Raw genomic sequence first — 15,642 nt, 5'->3', positions numbered from 1 at the left:
CGGATGATAGAATCTCAAGTATCGCGAATCTAATTGCTAAGGGCGTTGAGGTCCTTCTCACGAGAAAGGACTCAGCCGAAGGCTGGCCGGGTGGCCGAAAATCTGGCGCGAAGAATCCCCCTGGCCGTCAATTCGCCCATATCGCCGGCGATCGGCAGCCGCGGCGAGACACGCTGATTTCATCCATCGAACGCGCGGCAGGGTGCGCCATCAGCCGGAAGCCATCGTGCTTGATTTCGTGAACTCAGAACTTTCGCAGCCTTCTTTTTTCAGAACTCTCCGCTTTTTCTGCTTACGGTCTTGAGTGACCTCGGCGGCTGCAATTGCGTGTTTAAGGCGCTTTTAAGCAAACTCTCGAGACGGACCTGATACTAGCTTTAGCGCATCCGATCTTTTTCATTCTCACTCGACTCCCTATATCTAGCCCGTCTTATTCGTCAGAGGGCGCCTGAGAGGCTGGCGAGCGTGGTGTAAAGCGCTGATGAAGCGTAGGATTCGGTTGCGAAGCCAACCCCATCACCTTCCACCGCGAACGCCACGCCCGCCATGACCGATGATACGAGTCTACCCTTCTCGTTTCCAGCCGTTCACGCCAAGAAAGTCACAGCTGCCTTCGATGGCGGTCGGCTGACCTCGAACGGGGGCGTGATGCTTCTTGCGATGGCCGAGCGACGTCTCGGTTTGGCCAACAATTTGGCCCGGGTGTTCCCGGATCGGCGCGATCCGACGCGGGTCGTGCACAGCCTTGTCGATATGTTTCGCGCTCGCATGTTCGCGATCTGCTGCGGCTACGAGGACGCCGATGACCTCGATCATCTGCGGTCCGATCCCGCATTCAAGCTGGCCTGTGGACGGCTACCAGACAGCGGTCGCGATCTGTGTTCCCAACCGACGCTGTCGCGGCTGGAGAATGCTCCCCGCCTGCGCGACGTGATCCGCCTGACCTACACCCTGGTCGATGCATGGATGGATAGCTATCCGTGCGAGCCTGCATCCGTCACGCTCGACATTGACGACACCTGCGATGTCGTCCACGGCCATCAGCAACTCTCGCTGTTCAACGCTCATTATGACGAACGCTGCTTCCTGCCGATCCACGTCTACGACACGGAGAAGAGCCGGCCCGTGGCGGTCGTGCTGCGGCCCGGCAAGACGCCTGGCGGGGTCGAGGTGCGTGCCCATCTGCGCCGCCTGGTGCGGCACATCCGCACGCGATGGCACAAGACGCGAATTACGTTCCGTGGCGACGGGCACTATGCTCGGCCGGAGGCGATGACGTGGTGCGAGAACAACGGCATCGACTACATCTTCGGTCTGTCCGGTACCAGGCCGCTCGCCAGAAAAGTCGACGAGGTCGCCGACGATATCCGCACCCGACGCGCCATCGAGAACCTAGCTGTTCTGCGCGGCTATACCGAGACGCGCCACAAGGCAAAGTCCTGGGATCGCGAACGGCGCACCGTCGCCCGTATTGAGGCGACGATGCTCGGCCTCGACATCCGCTTCGTCGTCACCAGCCTCGATGTCGGCTCGGCCGAGTGGATCTACGACAGCCTGTATTGCGCGCGCGGCCAAGCCGAGAATCTGATCAAGCTGCATAAGACGCAGCTCGCCTCCGATCGCACCAGTTGCCGTTCGGCGCTCGCCAATCAAGTCCGCCTCGTTCTCCATACCGCCGCTTATTGGCTGATGCTGACCGTGCGCGACGCCATTCCCAAAGTCCGGGAATTGGCCACTGCCGAGTTCGCGACGCTGCGTCTTCGGCTCTTGAAAATCGCCGCCCGGGTTGTCGAGACCAAGAGCCGCATTCGCCTTGCGTTCGCCGCGGCATGTCCCGAAGCCGACCTGATCCGCAGCTTGCCCGGCGCGCTGCTGCCGCTCGGTCCTTGACCGGTGGGGCGTCCGCCCGCGTTCACCCAACCCATCCCTCAAGCGCGTTGCAAAGTACCGGTCGTCAGGCGGTGAAAAGCCGAAGGCAATCCTGTGCGCCTCGTCAGCGGAGGTGTGCGGATGCACCAGTCGGACCAAAATACCGCGCTCTCACGAATAGGGCGGGCTAGGGCCTATCGTGTAGCACGCGCGTGGCGATAATCGGCGTCGGGAAAAAGCGCCGCACGGTCCGTTGGGGCCGGCGAAGAACGGAGCATGGGTCACGGCATTACGCAGACGATTGGAGAGGATCGGTACATAAGCGATGAGGCGTTGGCGTTTGAGGCTGAGATAAACCGCATCTATATCAGCAAGTTGGAGAAGGGCGCGACCTGGGTCGGGCTGGAAATCCTTGAAGCTTTCAACTGTGTTGAAGGTTGAGCCGAAGGATTTCCTCCAAATGTCGGCCAAGAAAGCGTCTCGTAAGAGCCGACAGCGGGGATCGGCGGGTTGGGGCGCCGATGTGATTAGTCCGCTTCGTTCTTCGCTCGTACAGCATCGAGCAACTCGTTAGAGACCACGGTGTACATCTGCTCAAACTCATGATCCTGAGGTCCCCCTTGCGGCCGAGGCGGTTGTTACTTCAGCGGAATCCATTTGCCGACACGAACATCTTCAAGAACAGGCGAAAGGGCGTGGGCAATCAATCAGTTCATCATCCATGGAAAAAACCCTCCGTTGGTTTTGAGCCAAGAGAGGGTCGAACCAGAGATAGTGTTGGGCAACGGTGGATCTAGCCCTTACCCGTTTTCGTTTCCTTCGCCACTTTGAAATTCGACCGGACAGCGTTAGCACATGCAGCCAATGCTTCGTCCATTCCGCCAGCGTGCATGTTTCGCGGGATCGTGAGCACGGATTTCAGGGGATCGTGAGCAGAGATTTCAGACGATCGTGAGCACGGATTTCGCGGGATCGTGAGCAGCTTTTCAGCAACTCAGCCCGCTTCGGCCGACAACTCAACCGGCTTAGGAACTGCCTCGTCAGTGAACGAGGAAGGCCGATGCCCACCCAGAGATTGTCGATGCGCCGGATCAAAGAGGTTCTCCGCTTAAAACATGTTCAAGGCTTGCCGGAGCGAGCCATCGCGCGCACCTTGGGCATCAGCAACGGCGCCGTGCACAGCTATCTACGCCGAGCCGGGGCTGCCGGGCTGAACTGGCCGTTGCCGGCCGGAATGAGCGACGAGGACCTGGAGCTGCTGCTTTTCCCGGCGCCGAGGCCTGCGTCGCAGAGCCCCCAGCGGGCCGTTCCCGACTGGGGCTATGTCGACAAGGAGCTGCGCCGACGCAACGTGACCCGTCGGCTGCTGTGGGACGAGTATCGCGCCACCCATCCCGATGGCTTCGGCTACACCTGGTTCTGCACGACGTACGAGGCCTGGAAGGGGCGAGCCCGGCCTTCGATGCGGCAGACGCATCTGGGCGGCGAGAAGGTTTTCGTGGATTTCGCCGGCGACACCATCGACGTCATCGATCCCTCAAACGGGGAAGTGCAGTCGATGAAGCTGTTCGTCGCGGCGATGGGCGCCTCCAACTATACCTATGCCGAGGCCTGTCCAAGCGAGGGGCTCGCCGACTGGATCCGGGTCCACATCAATCTTTTCGCCTTCCTCGGCGGCGTGCCGACATTCGTAGTCTGCGACAATCTCAAGGCCGCCGTCACCAATCCCGACCGCCACGATCCCGGCCTCAACCGAACCTATGCCGAGATGGCGAGCCATTACGGCACGGCCATTCTCGCAGCCCGGCCGCGGCGCCCAAAAGATAAGGCAAAGGTCGAAGTTGCGGTGCAAGTCGCCCAGCGATGGATTCTGGCGCGGCTGCGCAACCAACGCTTCTTTTCGTTGGCGGAGCTGAACGCAGCCATCAAAACACTCGTCGTCGAACTCAATGCAAGGCAGATGCGCGACTTTGGCGCCAGTCGCGCCGAACTGTTCGCCGAGCTCGACAAGCCCAAGCTTACAAAGCTGCCGGACCAGGCTTACGCTTTCGCACGCTGGAAGCGATGCCGGATCGGCCCCGACTATCATATCGAGATCGATGGACACTGGTATTCCGCGCCGTATCGGCTCATCCGTGAGCTTGTCGACGCACGCATCGATGACAGAACGGTCGAGATCTTCCACAACGGCCGCAGGATCGCCAGCCACGCCCGCGCGCCCAACCGGCGGGGCCACACCACCATCGCCGACCATATGCCCAGCGCCCATCGGCGCTACGGTCAATGGACGCCCGCCGGAGTGATCGTCGCCGGCGAGCGGATCGGTCCGTCGACCGCCGCCTTCTTCCAGGCCGTGATCGCGGCCCGGCCGCATCCCGAGCAAGGCTTTCGCACCTGCCTCGGCATTCTGTCACTGGTCAAAAGCTACAGCGCGGAGCGCGTCGAAGCGGCCTGCCGGCGCGGCATTCTGATCAAGGCGCGATCCGTCGCCTCGATCCGCTCCATCCTCCAGAACGGTCTGGATCGTACCTTTCTCGACGAGCCCTCCGAACACCAACCCCTGCGCCACGGCAACATCCGCGGCCGCGATTATTTTCACTGAAGCCAAGGAGACCTGTATGCTCAACCATCCCACCCACGAACGCCTGATCGAGCTCGGCTTGAGCGGCATGGCCAAGGCCTTCGAGGAGCAGCGACGATCGCCTGATCTCGAAGCCTTGCCGTTCGAAGATCGCATCGGCCTGCTGGTCGACCGGGAAGCGGCGGAACGCGACACCAGGCGGCTCACCACGCGCCTCAAGCTGGCCTCGCTCCGCCAGAATGCCTGCGTGGAGGACGTCGATTTGCGCACGCCGCGGGGTATCGACCGGGCCGTCTTCGCCAAGCTCGCCAGCGGCGACTGGATCGATCGCCACGAGAATTTGCTCATAACCGGGGCGACCGGATTGGGCAAAAGTTGGTTAGCCTGTGCCCTCGGCCACAAGGCCTGCCGAGATAATCGCTCGGTCCTCTATCACCGCGTCCCAAGATTGTTCGAAGCGTTGGGGCTCGCGCGGGGCGATGGACGTTATGCCCGCTTGCTCAAAACCCTTGGCCGCGCCCAGGTTCTGATTTTGGATGATTGGGGATTGTCGGTGCTCACCGCTGCCGAGCGGCGCGATCTACTGGAAATCCTTGACGATCGCCATGGCCGCTCCTCCACCATCGTAACCAGCCAACTCCCTGTGGACACATGGCACGAAGTTATCGGAGATCCCACGCTAGGCGACGCGATTCTGGATCGCCTCGTCCACAACGCTCACCGCCTCCAGCTTGCTGGCGAAAGCATGCGAAAACGCAACGCCAAAACCATCACCCTTGACGAGCAGCCAGAACGCTGACCCTATCACCGCCTCGGCCGGAGCGAGGCTGCTCACGATCGTCTGAATTCGGCGCTCATGATCGCGCGAAATCGCTGCTCACGATCACTGAAATATGCAGCCAGCGACCGCGATCGTCTTGATCTGGTCAAGCTGCTCGACGAGATCGTCGATACTTTGAGCGTGCTCTTGTTTTTCTCCAGCTCAAGAGGCTGCTTGCCATAGCAAAGCTGGAATAGATCGCTCCGTTCGCGTCCACCCAGAACTGTTCGCGTGAGATGCCATGCCCTCTCGAAACAGACCGGTCTTGATGATCTGCTGCTCGATGCTGGACGTAAACTTGTTGCGGCGCTGAACGATTCCTAGCCAACCACTTCAATTCAACTCTCGCCTTGGTATGTCCTCCGAAGGAGATTGCAACGGGACTAGGAAGGCATCAATTGCGACGTAGGTCACAAACAACAAGCAATTCTCCGTTGGCGGCAGGCCCCGAATTCCACTGCGAAGTCGCTACAACGATAAATTGCAACATGTTGCCGTTTCGCTACAGACTCGCCGTCGGCTTGGCAGTAGGATTTCGATTACTCTTAAATTCGGTAAATTAGTGCCGCAGGTGCGGTGAAAAGAGCTATTTTTTGCGGCGGGGCGTTTCGGCGTTCTACGCATGTGCGCAGCATGCCTCGCTACCGTCTATCGGATGCAAACCTTAGAGCCTGACTCAAAATTGCATTGCTGTTTTTATGGCTGCGATGCGCCTTGTCATGAGTTGGACGGAGGCGAGGAAGAGCCAGGCAGTTGCGCTTTCGATGGTTCGCTCGAAGTCCTTGGCCAATCTGCGGTTGCGGCCGAGCCAGGCGAAGGTTCGTTCGACCACCCAGCGCCGCGGAAGCACCTCGAAGCCCTGTGCGGCATCGGAGCGCTTGATGATCTCGACAGTCCACCGGCCGATCTTTTCCAGCACCGCCTTGAGCTTTTCGCCGGCATAGCCGCCATCGGCGAAGATATGGCGCAGCCAGGGGAAGCGGTAGCGAATGCTGCACAGGACATCTGGCGCGCCATCGCGATCCTGGACGTCGGCAGCGTGAACGATCGCGCCGACCAGGAGCCCTTGGGTGTCGGTGACGATGTGGCGCTTTCGACCCTTGATCTTCTTTCCCGCGTCGTAGCCGCGAGGGCCGCCGCCTTCCGTGGTCTTGACCGATTGGCTGTCGATCACGCCAGTCGTCGGCGAGGCTTCCCGGCCGATCGCCTCGCGCGCCAGCATCAGAAGTGCGTGGTTGATCGATTGCCACAATCCGCTGTCGCGCCATTGGTAGAAATAGTACTGCACCGTGGTCATTGGTGGAAACAGAGTGGGCGGCAGCATGCGCCACGGCAACCCGCCGCGCAGCAGATAGAGCACCGCCTCGACGATGTCGCGATAGCTCCATTTCGGACGCCGTCCACGCTTGGCCCGCACAGGAAGCAACTCCTCCAGCACGACCCATTCCGCATCCGTCAAGTCGCTTGGCAAACGCAGCTCCTCTCGGGCAAACTGTGCCCGGGTGATATCAGTCCACATTCCTCGATCCCTTTGATGCTTCGCAACACCAATGGAATCAGAACTCGCTGATATCACTCAACTTATTTTTCGGTCGGACACTTAGAGGCGATGCAGCATGAGGTATTTGCACCTGCTTTGTGCCATACTCTGCTGCCTTTTGGCGGCTTGCGGCACCTATATCCCAAGCCAACGCGATTGGCCGAACGACACGCCTGACGGCGTTAACGACATGAATAGCACGCTGGTCCGCAGCATTGTTTGCGAGCTGAGCTACGCTGTCACGACGGCAATACGGAACGATCGGAGTTTGGCCCCTAAGTGTCTGTTCCAAAACATGTTGAGTCGAATGAATCGGTTGTGATTCAAGGTGAGCGGCCTGATTCGATGGGGACGCGCCGCCAATGTGGACTACCGAGAACCGTGCACGCTACGACCGCAGCCGCCTGCGCTATCCGAGCGACTTGACCGACGAGGAGTGGGCGCTGATCGCGCCTCGCATCCCGCCGGCCAAGCGCGGCGGCAACAAGCGTACGGTGGACCTGCGCGAGATTGCCAACGGGCTGATGTACATCCTGAGCACAGGTTGCCAGTGGCGCGCGATCCCCAAGGACCTGCCGCCGCGCTCGACGCTGTATGGCTACTTCGATCTGTGGAGCTGGAACGGCACGCTCGATAAAATTCATCACGCCCTCTATGTCGAATGTCGCGAAAGGGCCGAGCGCGAGGCTTCTCCCACCGCCGCCATCATCGATAGCCAGAGCGTGAAAAGCGCTGAAAAAGGGGGCCTCATGATCTCCATGGCTACGACGCGGGCAAGAAGATCAAGGGCAAGAAGCGGCACATTCTCGTCGACACGCAAGGCCTCTTGATGCACGCCATCGTGCATGCGGCGGACATCCAGGATCGCGACGGCGGCGTGCTCCTGATGGCAACGTTGTTCGGCCTCTATCCCTTTCTTCTGAAGCTCTACGCCGACGGCGGATATCAAGGGCCACATTTCCAGAAGGGGCTGCGTAGCGCTCTGAAGCGCGTGAACCTCGAAATCGTCAAACGCTCCGATCAGGCTCACCGTTTCGTCGTCTTGCCCAAACGCTGGATCGTCGAGCGTACCTTTGCCTGGCTCGGGCGATGCCGAAGACTGTCCAAAGATTGGGAATGCTTCAATCACAGGGCGCTCGCCTTTCTCAAGCTGGCCTCCATCCGACTCATGCTGCGAAAGCTATGCAATCCAAGGTAATCTTTCCGGACAGACTCTGAGACGCCGGATAGCGCTGACGAGCGCGAGAGCGACGCTCTCCGTCGGAAGGGCGTCAAGCCGGCCGACCAGTTCCGGCACCGAGTCGGGTTGAAGGAGAGACCCTTTCGTCGTACTCCACGCTGCGACCATCCTCGCAAGTGCTGTCGATGCGTCCACCCCGCTTTTTTGCTCCAGGCGGCGTGCCACGAGTTCTCCGACTAAGAAGAACTCTCCGCTATCAATTGCTGCGGTCATTTCCTCGTCAGCAGCCTGATCGGACCCGATAAACTCTTTTTGGTCTACCTCATCGTCTAGCGAACGCGTATCGCGAGAAGAGAAAAAGGAAGATAGACGATCCCGCACTCGCCGGCTTAGTTCCTTATTCCAAGGAGCCTGCAGTTCGGGTGGCAGGCTCGACGTCGGAAGTAACTTTTCGCACCATCGGGTCGCGATCGCCCTATCCTCAGGCGCCAGCGTCGCCTTTGCGGAAGTTAGAAATTCTGCGCGCCAAGTGCGAAATTCTTCCGAGCGGATCGTCGGAAGAAGGGGCCCGGTATCATCGTTAGACGCTTTGCGTGCGATTCCTTTCCGTTCATCCCAGACGTATCGATTGCCGCTAGAGTAGTCCATGATCGAGGTCCAGAGGTCGGCGCGTATCCGACCGGCACCAACTGACACCGGACTTTCGGCCTGCTGGTCCGGGGCGGTTGCCCTTGTAACCAGACTGGCAGCCGACAGTGATAGATCGTGGAATGTGACGGTGCTTCCTCCCTTCTCCTCCTTCAATTCGAAGGCGGGTTTGAACGCCTCGAGTAGTTCCTTCAAGCTGTCCGCGCCATAATCGCGCGACTGGAATGTCCTGAACGTCTTTTGCAGTAGTCGGTTGTTCAGTGCCGCGACCGACATCGTTCGAACTTCCGTTCCCTTCTTTTTGCTCGCATCCCTCACGACGACCCTGAGCAAGTGAAGGAAGCTATCGACGTTCTTAAGCTTTACCATTTTCAATTTTGATGCCGGATATGTTATGTTGAGCCTCAGAAGCTGTTACTTAGTGCCAGATCTGGTGGCTACTATGAGAAAACGCGGGTCGTGGGCTGCGCTACGCGGTTAGAGAATCGACGAAGCACTTGAGCAAGGTTTTGCATCTGCCAAGGGTCTTCGACCGACGAGCATCTGAATCAATCGCCCGTCACCAAAATAACTCTAGACGATTCTCTTCGCGGTTGGCATTGGAAAGAGTCACAACCGTTTGAATTTGGGCGTGCGCCAGTAACTCCTACTCTGGGCGCTGCATTTGACGCTCAACTTGTCACTTTTAATTTTTGACGATGCCAGATGCGGCGTTGACCAGGAGCGACCTGCGCCCCTTCTGCAACGCACAATTTGATGCGAAACTCCGGCACCTCTGTCTTTGCTTCCTGGGGTTAGCTCTGTCTTCTCGGTCTTGTGACGCTGCGGCTCTCGCCAGCCGCCTCGGAGTCTCTCCGGCCCTTGTAATAGAAGCATCAAAGCTCTGCTCGCTTCGGTCTTGGAGCTCAACCTGCGCAGGGTTCGGCTCTGATCGAAATTCCCAAACATCGGGATCACGTTTATCCACCCGTATTCGGAAGGGGAGCTCGGGGGGATCAGCTCCTCAGCTCCATTGATGGCCCTTATCGCGACGCCGCCAAATTCGTCTTAGGAGTGCGATTTAGCGTTGAGAGATTTCTTCCTCCGGTGCCGTTGACCGGCTCGTTTGCGCCGCTCTCTCAAGGCAGCCTGTCCTTCGGGCGATCTCCTGTCGTTCTTGAGGCGTTCCATAACTGAATAGCAGTTACTTCCGGTATAGGAGGGGTCGAACAGCTTAGCCGCCGCTAAGAACAGTTTCGCGGATGGGTTTTGGGGTCTCATCTCCTCACGAATATTGCCTTGCTGTCGGCCGTCGCTCGTATGCGTCTGGACATACTCTTTAGCGAACCGCGGGGCCCACTTGAGCAATCTCTTTGGTTTCGATGCTCGCTTTGTGTCGCGGCCTTGCGTGTTTCGATGCTGGGAGAAAGGTTGAGCAGCGGCCTTGTTCATTTGACAGCGTAGTTCCGTCCAAAATTCCTTCAGCTGATCCTGCACTAAACGCAGTGCTTCATGAGGCGGTTGCCCCTTGGCGGGTGGAAACAGTTCGTCCCACGTTCCAGCACTCCACCCTCCATCTTTTCCCCACACGTCGTAATATTCGTCTCCGGGCTTTGGAGGAACGGGATTTTTGTAAATTCCTGGCGTCTTACGTGCTTCCTCGGAGACTCTCGTGTCAGAGTACGACTGTCTGATCGCTTCAAGCACCTTCGCGAGTTGATCCGAATATTCTGGGATTTCGCCTTCGCGGGCTGCTGCGGCTATTCGATGTGGCTGCAACCTAATTCGCCGATTAATCTCCTCGTGCAGATCCGGTGCGTTGCGGTCAGTCACTTAACGATCTCCGCCAAGTGAGATGCGTAAGCCGTAAGTGCCTCATGCTTCTCATTGTGATAGTCATACTTGTTATAAGTCCTCTGAAGGCCTTGCTTTGCGTGTCCAAGCACGGCATCGCGAACATCTTGATTGAAGCCGAGCGTTGCTAACCTAGTTTCGCAAGTGACCCGGAAGTCGTGCAGGCGATAGTTCTGAAGTGATTGCGTTGAATCTTCGAATTTGATCAACGCGCTGGCCTCACTATCCATTGTGGCTTTAGCTTTTGAGAAGCCCGAGACTGGCACCCGGCCCTCTCGAGATGAAAACAGAAAATGGTTTGGAGAGTTGTAGGAAGGAAGATCATCGAGTATTTCGAGAGTCTGAGGGCAGAGCGGCACGATGTGGTCTCGCCTACTTTTGTAGCGAGACTTAGGGATCTCCAGCCAGCCTTTTCCAAAGTCCAGTTCGGAGCGGCTCGCCCGCGCCCAATCATTCCGACGCTGTCCGGTTAGCATCAGAAGGCGGAAGAGTGCTCCGAACGGATATCCTAAGCTGCAAGCTGACCGCCAAACGGCCCGGAGCTCAACGTCAGTCAGTGCCCGGCCTGCCTCTTCGTTAGAGCCTAGGTCGCTGCGTTTGAGGCCCGTCAACGGATTTTCTCGCACGAGTTCGCGATCGGCCGACCAGCTAAAGAAGCGTGACAAGTGCTTGCGCACCTCGGCTCCAGCACCTCGAAGCCCCCTCGCGACCAATCCATCCAGGATCTGATGAATGTCCGCTCGGCGGATTTCGTGCAGACCTGTTCCTGTCCAGTGGGGCAGGACGTGGAGCCGCAGCACGCGCTCTACATTCCGCCAAGAGTTAACGCTTGGTTTAATTTCCTGCTCAATAAATCGCTCGAAAGCCCGATCGAACGTATTCTGATGCCGCTGGATATGGCTTGCAGCTCGCTCCTGCCGGATGTCGCGGCCGTGGCTCGCGGCCAGCAAAATTTCCCTGGCCCGCTCCCGGGCGGATTTGAGGTCGAGGGGAGGCGTTGTTCCGAGGGTGATCCGATGCTGCTTGCCAGTTAAAAGGCGCCCGCCCGGGGTCACACCCCCCTCGCCAGGGATCTTGTAGATCACGCTGAAGGACTTCACCCCCTTGGGGGTCACTCGGAGAATTAAGCCCGGGCATAAATCGTCTGAGATTTCTAAACGGCCGTTCTCGGGAGCGATCTTTGTATCGTACCTAAGGCGCTCGATGCCCTGATCCGTGAACCGTTTTCGTCGGCTGCTCGCAACCATGCTATCCCTCCGGGGAGCCCCGGGGGAGCAGAAACCCAGTGTCACCGCCCGAACTCCACCGAACTAGCTCTTCTCCAGTTTCCGTACCCTGGACAACAGCCGGAATCCTGGGGGTTTACTCGTGGTTACTAGCTCGGACGGAACAAGGCGCTCTTGCCAAGGTCGGGGTCGAGGGTTCGAGCCCCTTCGCCCGCTCCAATTTTTCCCAAAGCATCCAGCCAAACCGGGTCGGACCGTGGTTTTCCACGCCGCTGGCGGCTGTATTGGGTCTCAAATGACAATTCTGGTCACGGGCAGCGCGGGCCACCTTGGGGAGGCCGTTCTCCGTATGCTCCGGGGACGCAGTTTCCCCGCGCGTGGGATCGATCTGAAGCCATCGCCCTTCACCGATGCCATCGGCTCGATCATCGATCCCGACTTCGTGCAGCGGCAGATGGACGGCGTCACCGCCGTCATCCACACGGCAACGCTGCACAAGCCGCATGTGGCGACCCACGGCAAGCAGGATTTCGTCGACACCAATGTCACTGGCACGCTCAATCTGCTCGAGGCGGCCCTAGCCGCCGGCGTGCGCAGCTTCGTCTTCACTAGCACCACCAGCGCATTTGGTTCGCAGCTTCGACCCGGGGCCGGACAGGCCGCGGTGTGGGTCACCGAGGACCTGCCGCCGGTGCCGAAGAACATCTACGGCACGACGAAGCTGATGGCCGAGACGCTGTGCGAGCTGTTCTTTCGCGAGCGCGGCCTGCCGGTCGTGATCTTGAGGACCTCGCGCTTCTTCCCTGAGGACGATGACGATCCGGCGGTGCGCTCGGCTTACCCGCTGGACAACGCACAGGCCAATGAGCTGCTCTATAGACGGCTGGATATAGCGGACGCGGTGAGCGCCCATCTGCTCGCCGTCGAGCGCGCGCCGAAGATCGGTTTTGCCCGTTACATCATCTCCGCCACGAGCCCGTTCGAATCCCGTCATCTCGCGGCGCTCGCGCGCGACGCGGCCGGTGTCGTGCGCGAGCTCTACACGGATTGCGCGCAGCTCTATGCGGCGCGCGGATGGCGGCTATTCCCCGAGATCGACCGCGTCTATGTCAACGACCGTGCGCGGCGCGAGCTAGGCTGGCGGCCCGAATTCGACTTCGCGCATGTCCTGGACAGCCTGCGCGATGGCCGCGATTTTCGCAGCACGCTGGCGCGCGAGATCGGGTCGAAAGGCTATCACGACACGGTATTCGACGACGGACCCTATCCCGTCGCCTCGTAATCGCCGTCTTTGCCGTTTTGCTCGACGCATCAAATGTCTGCCCGGCGTCACCGGGAGCAGACCGAGCTGAGCCGTTCTACTGTGCATGGGGTTGTTTTCGCAATGCTGTGCGACCGCTCTTCCTGCTGCCTGCAAATCAGTCACGCGCCATTTTGATTCCGCGTTGCAGCGAGACCGTTGTCGGCGCCGTGCAAATCTTCGTGGCATTCAGTCTCAATTTCTATTGAGTCTGACTGCAGTGCTCCCGACGCGCTTCTCACCGTCCGCAGATGTGCTAACCTTTTTGCGTCTGTCGTCCTGACAGACTCCGAACTTCGCCTCTCGACTAGCAAAACAAAATAACGTGCAGCCCTGACGGCTGCCTTTGGGGAGTGACGCGATGAAATTCCATCAATCCGTCTTTCAATCCGTCCTGGCGCTTGCAGCGGTTGCCCTTCTCGCGGGGACAAGCGCAGTCAGCGCGCAACAGCAGGACAAGAACCGCCAGCTGAAGAAATACGAATCCGGCACCAAGGAGTTCTGGACCCATCCGCCGGATGACTGGTTCCTCGGCGACGAGACCGAGGCGCAGAAGGGCCTCGCGCCGCCATCAGGCCCGCCGACCGGCGCGTCGGAGGCCGAGCTCGCCGCGATGATGAAGAAGATCAAGCTGCCGGCCGGCTTCAAGATCGAAGTCTATGCGCCCGGCGTTCTCGCCGCGCGGCAGATGGCCTGGGGTGACAAGGGCACGCTGTTCGTTGGCTCGTTCGGCCTCGGCAACGTCTATGCCATCAAGGACAACAACGGAAAGAAAGAGGTCAAGACCATCCTGAAGGGGCTGAACATGCCCACCGGTCTCGCCTTTAGGGATGGCGCGCTCTACGTCATCGCGGTCGACAAGCTGATCCGTTACGACAACGCCGAAGCCAATCTCGACAAGCTCGGCGACGGCAAGGTCGTCTATGACGACATGCCCTCCTATGCCGCGCATGGCTGGAAGTACATCGCGGTCGACAAGGAAGGCTGGTTCTACCTGCCGTTCGGACCGCCCTTCAACGTCGGCGTGCCCCCGACCAGTGTCTCGCAGATCCGCCGCGTCGATCCCAAGACCGGCAACGCCGAGATCTACGCGCTCGGCGTTCGCAACTCGGTCGGCGGCGACGTCGATCCGCGCACCGGCAAATACTGGTTCACCGAGAACGCGCGCGACTGGATCAGCGACGATCTGCCCTCAGACAAGCTGAACATGATCTCGAAGATCGGCGAGCATTTCGGCTATCCCTACTGCCACCAGGGCGACCTGCTGGATACGAAGTTCGCGATGGGTCACAAGTGCTCCGAGTTCACGCCGCCCGTGCTGAACCTCGGCGCGCATGTCGCTCCGCTCGGTATGAAGTTCTATACCGGCGATCAATTCCCCGCCGAGTACAAGAATAACATCCTGATCGCCGAGCATGGCTCCTGGAATCGCCACAAGTACCAGGGCGGCAATATCACGCGCGTGATCGTCGGCCCCGACGGCAAGAACGCCAAGAAGGAAGTGTTCGCCTCCGGCTGGATCGAGGGCGACCAGGGCTATCTCGGCCGTCCCAACGACATCATCCTCGCCAAGGATGGCTCGATCCTCGTCGCCGATGACTGGGCCGGCGCGATCTATCGCATCAGCTACAGCAAGAAGTAGCGTAAGACGACACGAGGCTGCGACCGGATGACGGTCGCAGCCTCTTTTGTTTGTGACAGGCTTGCAGCGGAACGCGTTCGTCATGCCCGGACTTGATCCGGGCATCCATCAAACGAGAAACCTCTTTGCAAACGGGATGGATTGCCGGGCCTACGCCAAGCAGGCGGGTCAAGCCCGGCAATGACAGTCGGAGAAATCAGCCATGCGAGCCGTTCGGTTTGGAATTCTGTCTGTGACGCTATCGCTCGCAGCACTTGCATTCGTCCGAGCTCAGGCCGCCGATAATGCCGCGATCCAGGAGAAGGCCGCCGTCTGCTCCGGCTGTCACGGCGAGAACGGCATTTCGCAGACGGAGAACATCCCCTCGCTGGCCGGCCAGCCCGATCAATTCATCCAGTGGCAGCTCGTGTTCTTCCGCGCCGGCTCGCGCAAGAACGACCAGATGCAGCCGATCGCCGAGGAGATCACCAACGAGGACATCCGCAATTTCGGCGCCTATTTCGCGCAGATGACGCCGCCGAAGGCCGCGGAAGACGGGGATCCGGACCTGTCGAAAAAAGGCGCGCAAGTTGCCGTCGGCCGCCGCTGCGCCTCGTGCCATACGGATAGCTTTGCCGGCACCAAGGCCGTCGCGCGGCTCGCGGGCCAGCGCGAGGAATACCTGGTCAAGGCACTGCACGACTACAAGAGCAGCCAGCGCGTCGGCGGCGGCGGCGCTGCTATGGCCGATGTCGCCTATCACATGAGCGATGAGGAAATCACTGCCGTCTCGCACTATCTCGCGTATTTCAAGTAACGCGGAGTCGTTGCGGCAAACGCCGCTGTCGTCCCGGGGAGCGACGAAGTCGCGAGCTACGATGCGCAATTGCGCATCTGAGGACCCATAGCCACAGGATCAAGTTTGGCGAAGACTCGTGGTGACCAGCTCGCGTCACAACCACTCCCTGTGGTTATGGGTCCCGGGCTCGCGCTCTGCGCGCCCCGGGACGACAGTGAAGTTTGG

General features: G+C 59.6%; 11 protein-coding genes and 1 pseudogene. 8 read left to right on the top strand and 4 right to left on the bottom strand.

The features are described from left to right. The first annotated feature begins 546 nt into the window (after positions 1–546). The 4 genes from HAP41_RS04585 (at position 547) to istB (ending at position 5,249) form a co-directional block, all read left to right on the top strand. Positions 547–1,890, top strand: a complete 1,344-nt coding sequence (locus HAP41_RS04585) for an IS1380 family transposase (protein ID WP_166091063.1) — start codon at positions 547–549, stop codon at positions 1,888–1,890. Between the two features lie 255 nt (positions 1,891–2,145). Next, the gene (locus HAP41_RS04580) at positions 2,146–2,310 is read left to right on the top strand and encodes a hypothetical protein (protein WP_175618171.1); all 165 of its coding nucleotides are present in this window, start codon (positions 2,146–2,148) and stop codon (positions 2,308–2,310) included. Between the two features lie 619 nt (positions 2,311–2,929). After that, positions 2,930–4,471, top strand: coding sequence for an IS21 family transposase (gene istA / locus HAP41_RS04575; protein ID WP_166065845.1), 1,542 nt, complete (start codon positions 2,930–2,932; stop codon positions 4,469–4,471). Positions 4,472–4,487: 16 nt separating this feature from the next. Continuing rightward, complete coding sequence (gene istB, locus HAP41_RS04570) at positions 4,488–5,249, top strand: IS21-like element helper ATPase IstB (protein ID WP_166063422.1); 762 nt, start codon at positions 4,488–4,490, stop codon at positions 5,247–5,249. 697 nt (positions 5,250–5,946) lie between these two features. Here istB and HAP41_RS04565 read toward each other — a convergent pair. Then, on the bottom strand, positions 5,947–6,789 hold the full coding sequence (locus HAP41_RS04565) for an IS5 family transposase (protein WP_166104957.1): 843 nt from the start codon (positions 6,787–6,789) through the stop codon (positions 5,947–5,949). Between the two features lie 383 nt (positions 6,790–7,172). On the opposite strand from HAP41_RS04565, the pseudogene HAP41_RS04560 reads away from it, so the two are divergent. Then, a pseudogene (locus tag HAP41_RS04560) lies at positions 7,173–8,008 on the top strand (IS5 family transposase). Here HAP41_RS04560 and HAP41_RS04555 read toward each other — a convergent pair. The 3 genes from HAP41_RS04555 to HAP41_RS04545 all read right to left on the bottom strand — a co-directional run bounded on the left by HAP41_RS04555 (position 7,991) and on the right by HAP41_RS04545 (position 11,718). Next, complete coding sequence (locus HAP41_RS04555) at positions 7,991–8,914, bottom strand: OST-HTH/LOTUS domain-containing protein (RefSeq protein ID WP_166104960.1); 924 nt, start codon at positions 8,912–8,914, stop codon at positions 7,991–7,993. The pseudogene HAP41_RS04560 and the gene HAP41_RS04555 overlap by 18 nt on opposite strands. A 771-nt stretch (positions 8,915–9,685) precedes the next feature. Further along, positions 9,686–10,450: a hypothetical protein gene (locus HAP41_RS04550; protein WP_166104964.1), complete on the bottom strand. Its 765-nt coding sequence runs from the start codon at positions 10,448–10,450 to the stop codon at positions 9,686–9,688. After that, positions 10,447–11,718, bottom strand: coding sequence for a tyrosine-type recombinase/integrase (locus HAP41_RS04545; RefSeq protein ID WP_166104968.1), 1,272 nt, complete (start codon positions 11,716–11,718; stop codon positions 10,447–10,449). Before HAP41_RS04545 ends, HAP41_RS04550 begins: the two co-directional genes overlap by 4 nt. 274 nt (positions 11,719–11,992) lie before the next feature. Between HAP41_RS04545 and HAP41_RS04540 the strand changes: the two genes are divergently transcribed. The 3 genes from HAP41_RS04540 (at position 11,993) to HAP41_RS04530 (ending at position 15,435) form a co-directional block, all read left to right on the top strand. Then, entirely contained in the window at positions 11,993–12,979 is a 987-nt protein-coding gene (locus HAP41_RS04540; RefSeq protein ID WP_166104974.1) for an NAD-dependent epimerase/dehydratase family protein, read from the top strand. A 379-nt stretch (positions 12,980–13,358) separates the two neighbouring features. After that, positions 13,359–14,639 carry a PQQ-dependent sugar dehydrogenase gene (locus HAP41_RS04535; protein WP_166104978.1) on the top strand — a complete coding sequence of 427 codons (1,281 nt, stop codon included), beginning with the start codon at positions 13,359–13,361 and terminating at the stop codon, positions 14,637–14,639. Positions 14,640–14,841: 202 nt separating this feature from the next. Beyond that, entirely contained in the window at positions 14,842–15,435 is a 594-nt protein-coding gene (locus HAP41_RS04530; RefSeq protein ID WP_166104981.1) for a c-type cytochrome, read from the top strand. The last annotated feature ends 207 nt before the right edge of the window (positions 15,436–15,642 follow it).

The sequence above is a fragment of the Bradyrhizobium barranii subsp. apii genome (assembly GCF_011516635.5).
GTDB lineage: Bacteria > Pseudomonadota > Alphaproteobacteria > Rhizobiales > Xanthobacteraceae > Bradyrhizobium > Bradyrhizobium barranii.
The sequence above is the reverse complement of the archived record's forward strand: the minus strand, read 5'-3'. Positions and strand labels throughout refer to the sequence as shown.

Excerpts from the sequence above, each read along its gene's own strand:
- HAP41_RS04540 (WP_166104974.1), top strand. The coding sequence starts at position 11,993 with ATGACAATTCTGGTCACGGGCAGCGCGGGCCACCTTGGGGAGGCCGTT.
- istB (WP_166063422.1), top strand. The coding sequence starts at position 4,488 with ATGCTCAACCATCCCACCCACGAACGCCTGATCGAGCTCGGCTTGAGC.
- HAP41_RS04565 (WP_166104957.1), bottom strand. The coding sequence starts at position 6,789 with ATGTGGACTGATATCACCCGGGCACAGTTTGCCCGAGAGGAGCTGCGT.
- HAP41_RS04545 (WP_166104968.1), bottom strand. The coding sequence starts at position 11,718 with ATGGTTGCGAGCAGCCGACGAAAACGGTTCACGGATCAGGGCATCGAG.
- HAP41_RS04580 (WP_175618171.1), top strand. The coding sequence starts at position 2,146 with ATGGGTCACGGCATTACGCAGACGATTGGAGAGGATCGGTACATAAGC.
- HAP41_RS04585 (WP_166091063.1), top strand. The coding sequence starts at position 547 with ATGACCGATGATACGAGTCTACCCTTCTCGTTTCCAGCCGTTCACGCC.
- HAP41_RS04555 (WP_166104960.1), bottom strand. The coding sequence starts at position 8,914 with ATGTCGGTCGCGGCACTGAACAACCGACTACTGCAAAAGACGTTCAGG.
- istA (WP_166065845.1), top strand. The coding sequence starts at position 2,930 with ATGCCCACCCAGAGATTGTCGATGCGCCGGATCAAAGAGGTTCTCCGC.
- HAP41_RS04535 (WP_166104978.1), top strand. The coding sequence starts at position 13,359 with ATGAAATTCCATCAATCCGTCTTTCAATCCGTCCTGGCGCTTGCAGCG.
- HAP41_RS04530 (WP_166104981.1), top strand. The coding sequence starts at position 14,842 with ATGCGAGCCGTTCGGTTTGGAATTCTGTCTGTGACGCTATCGCTCGCA.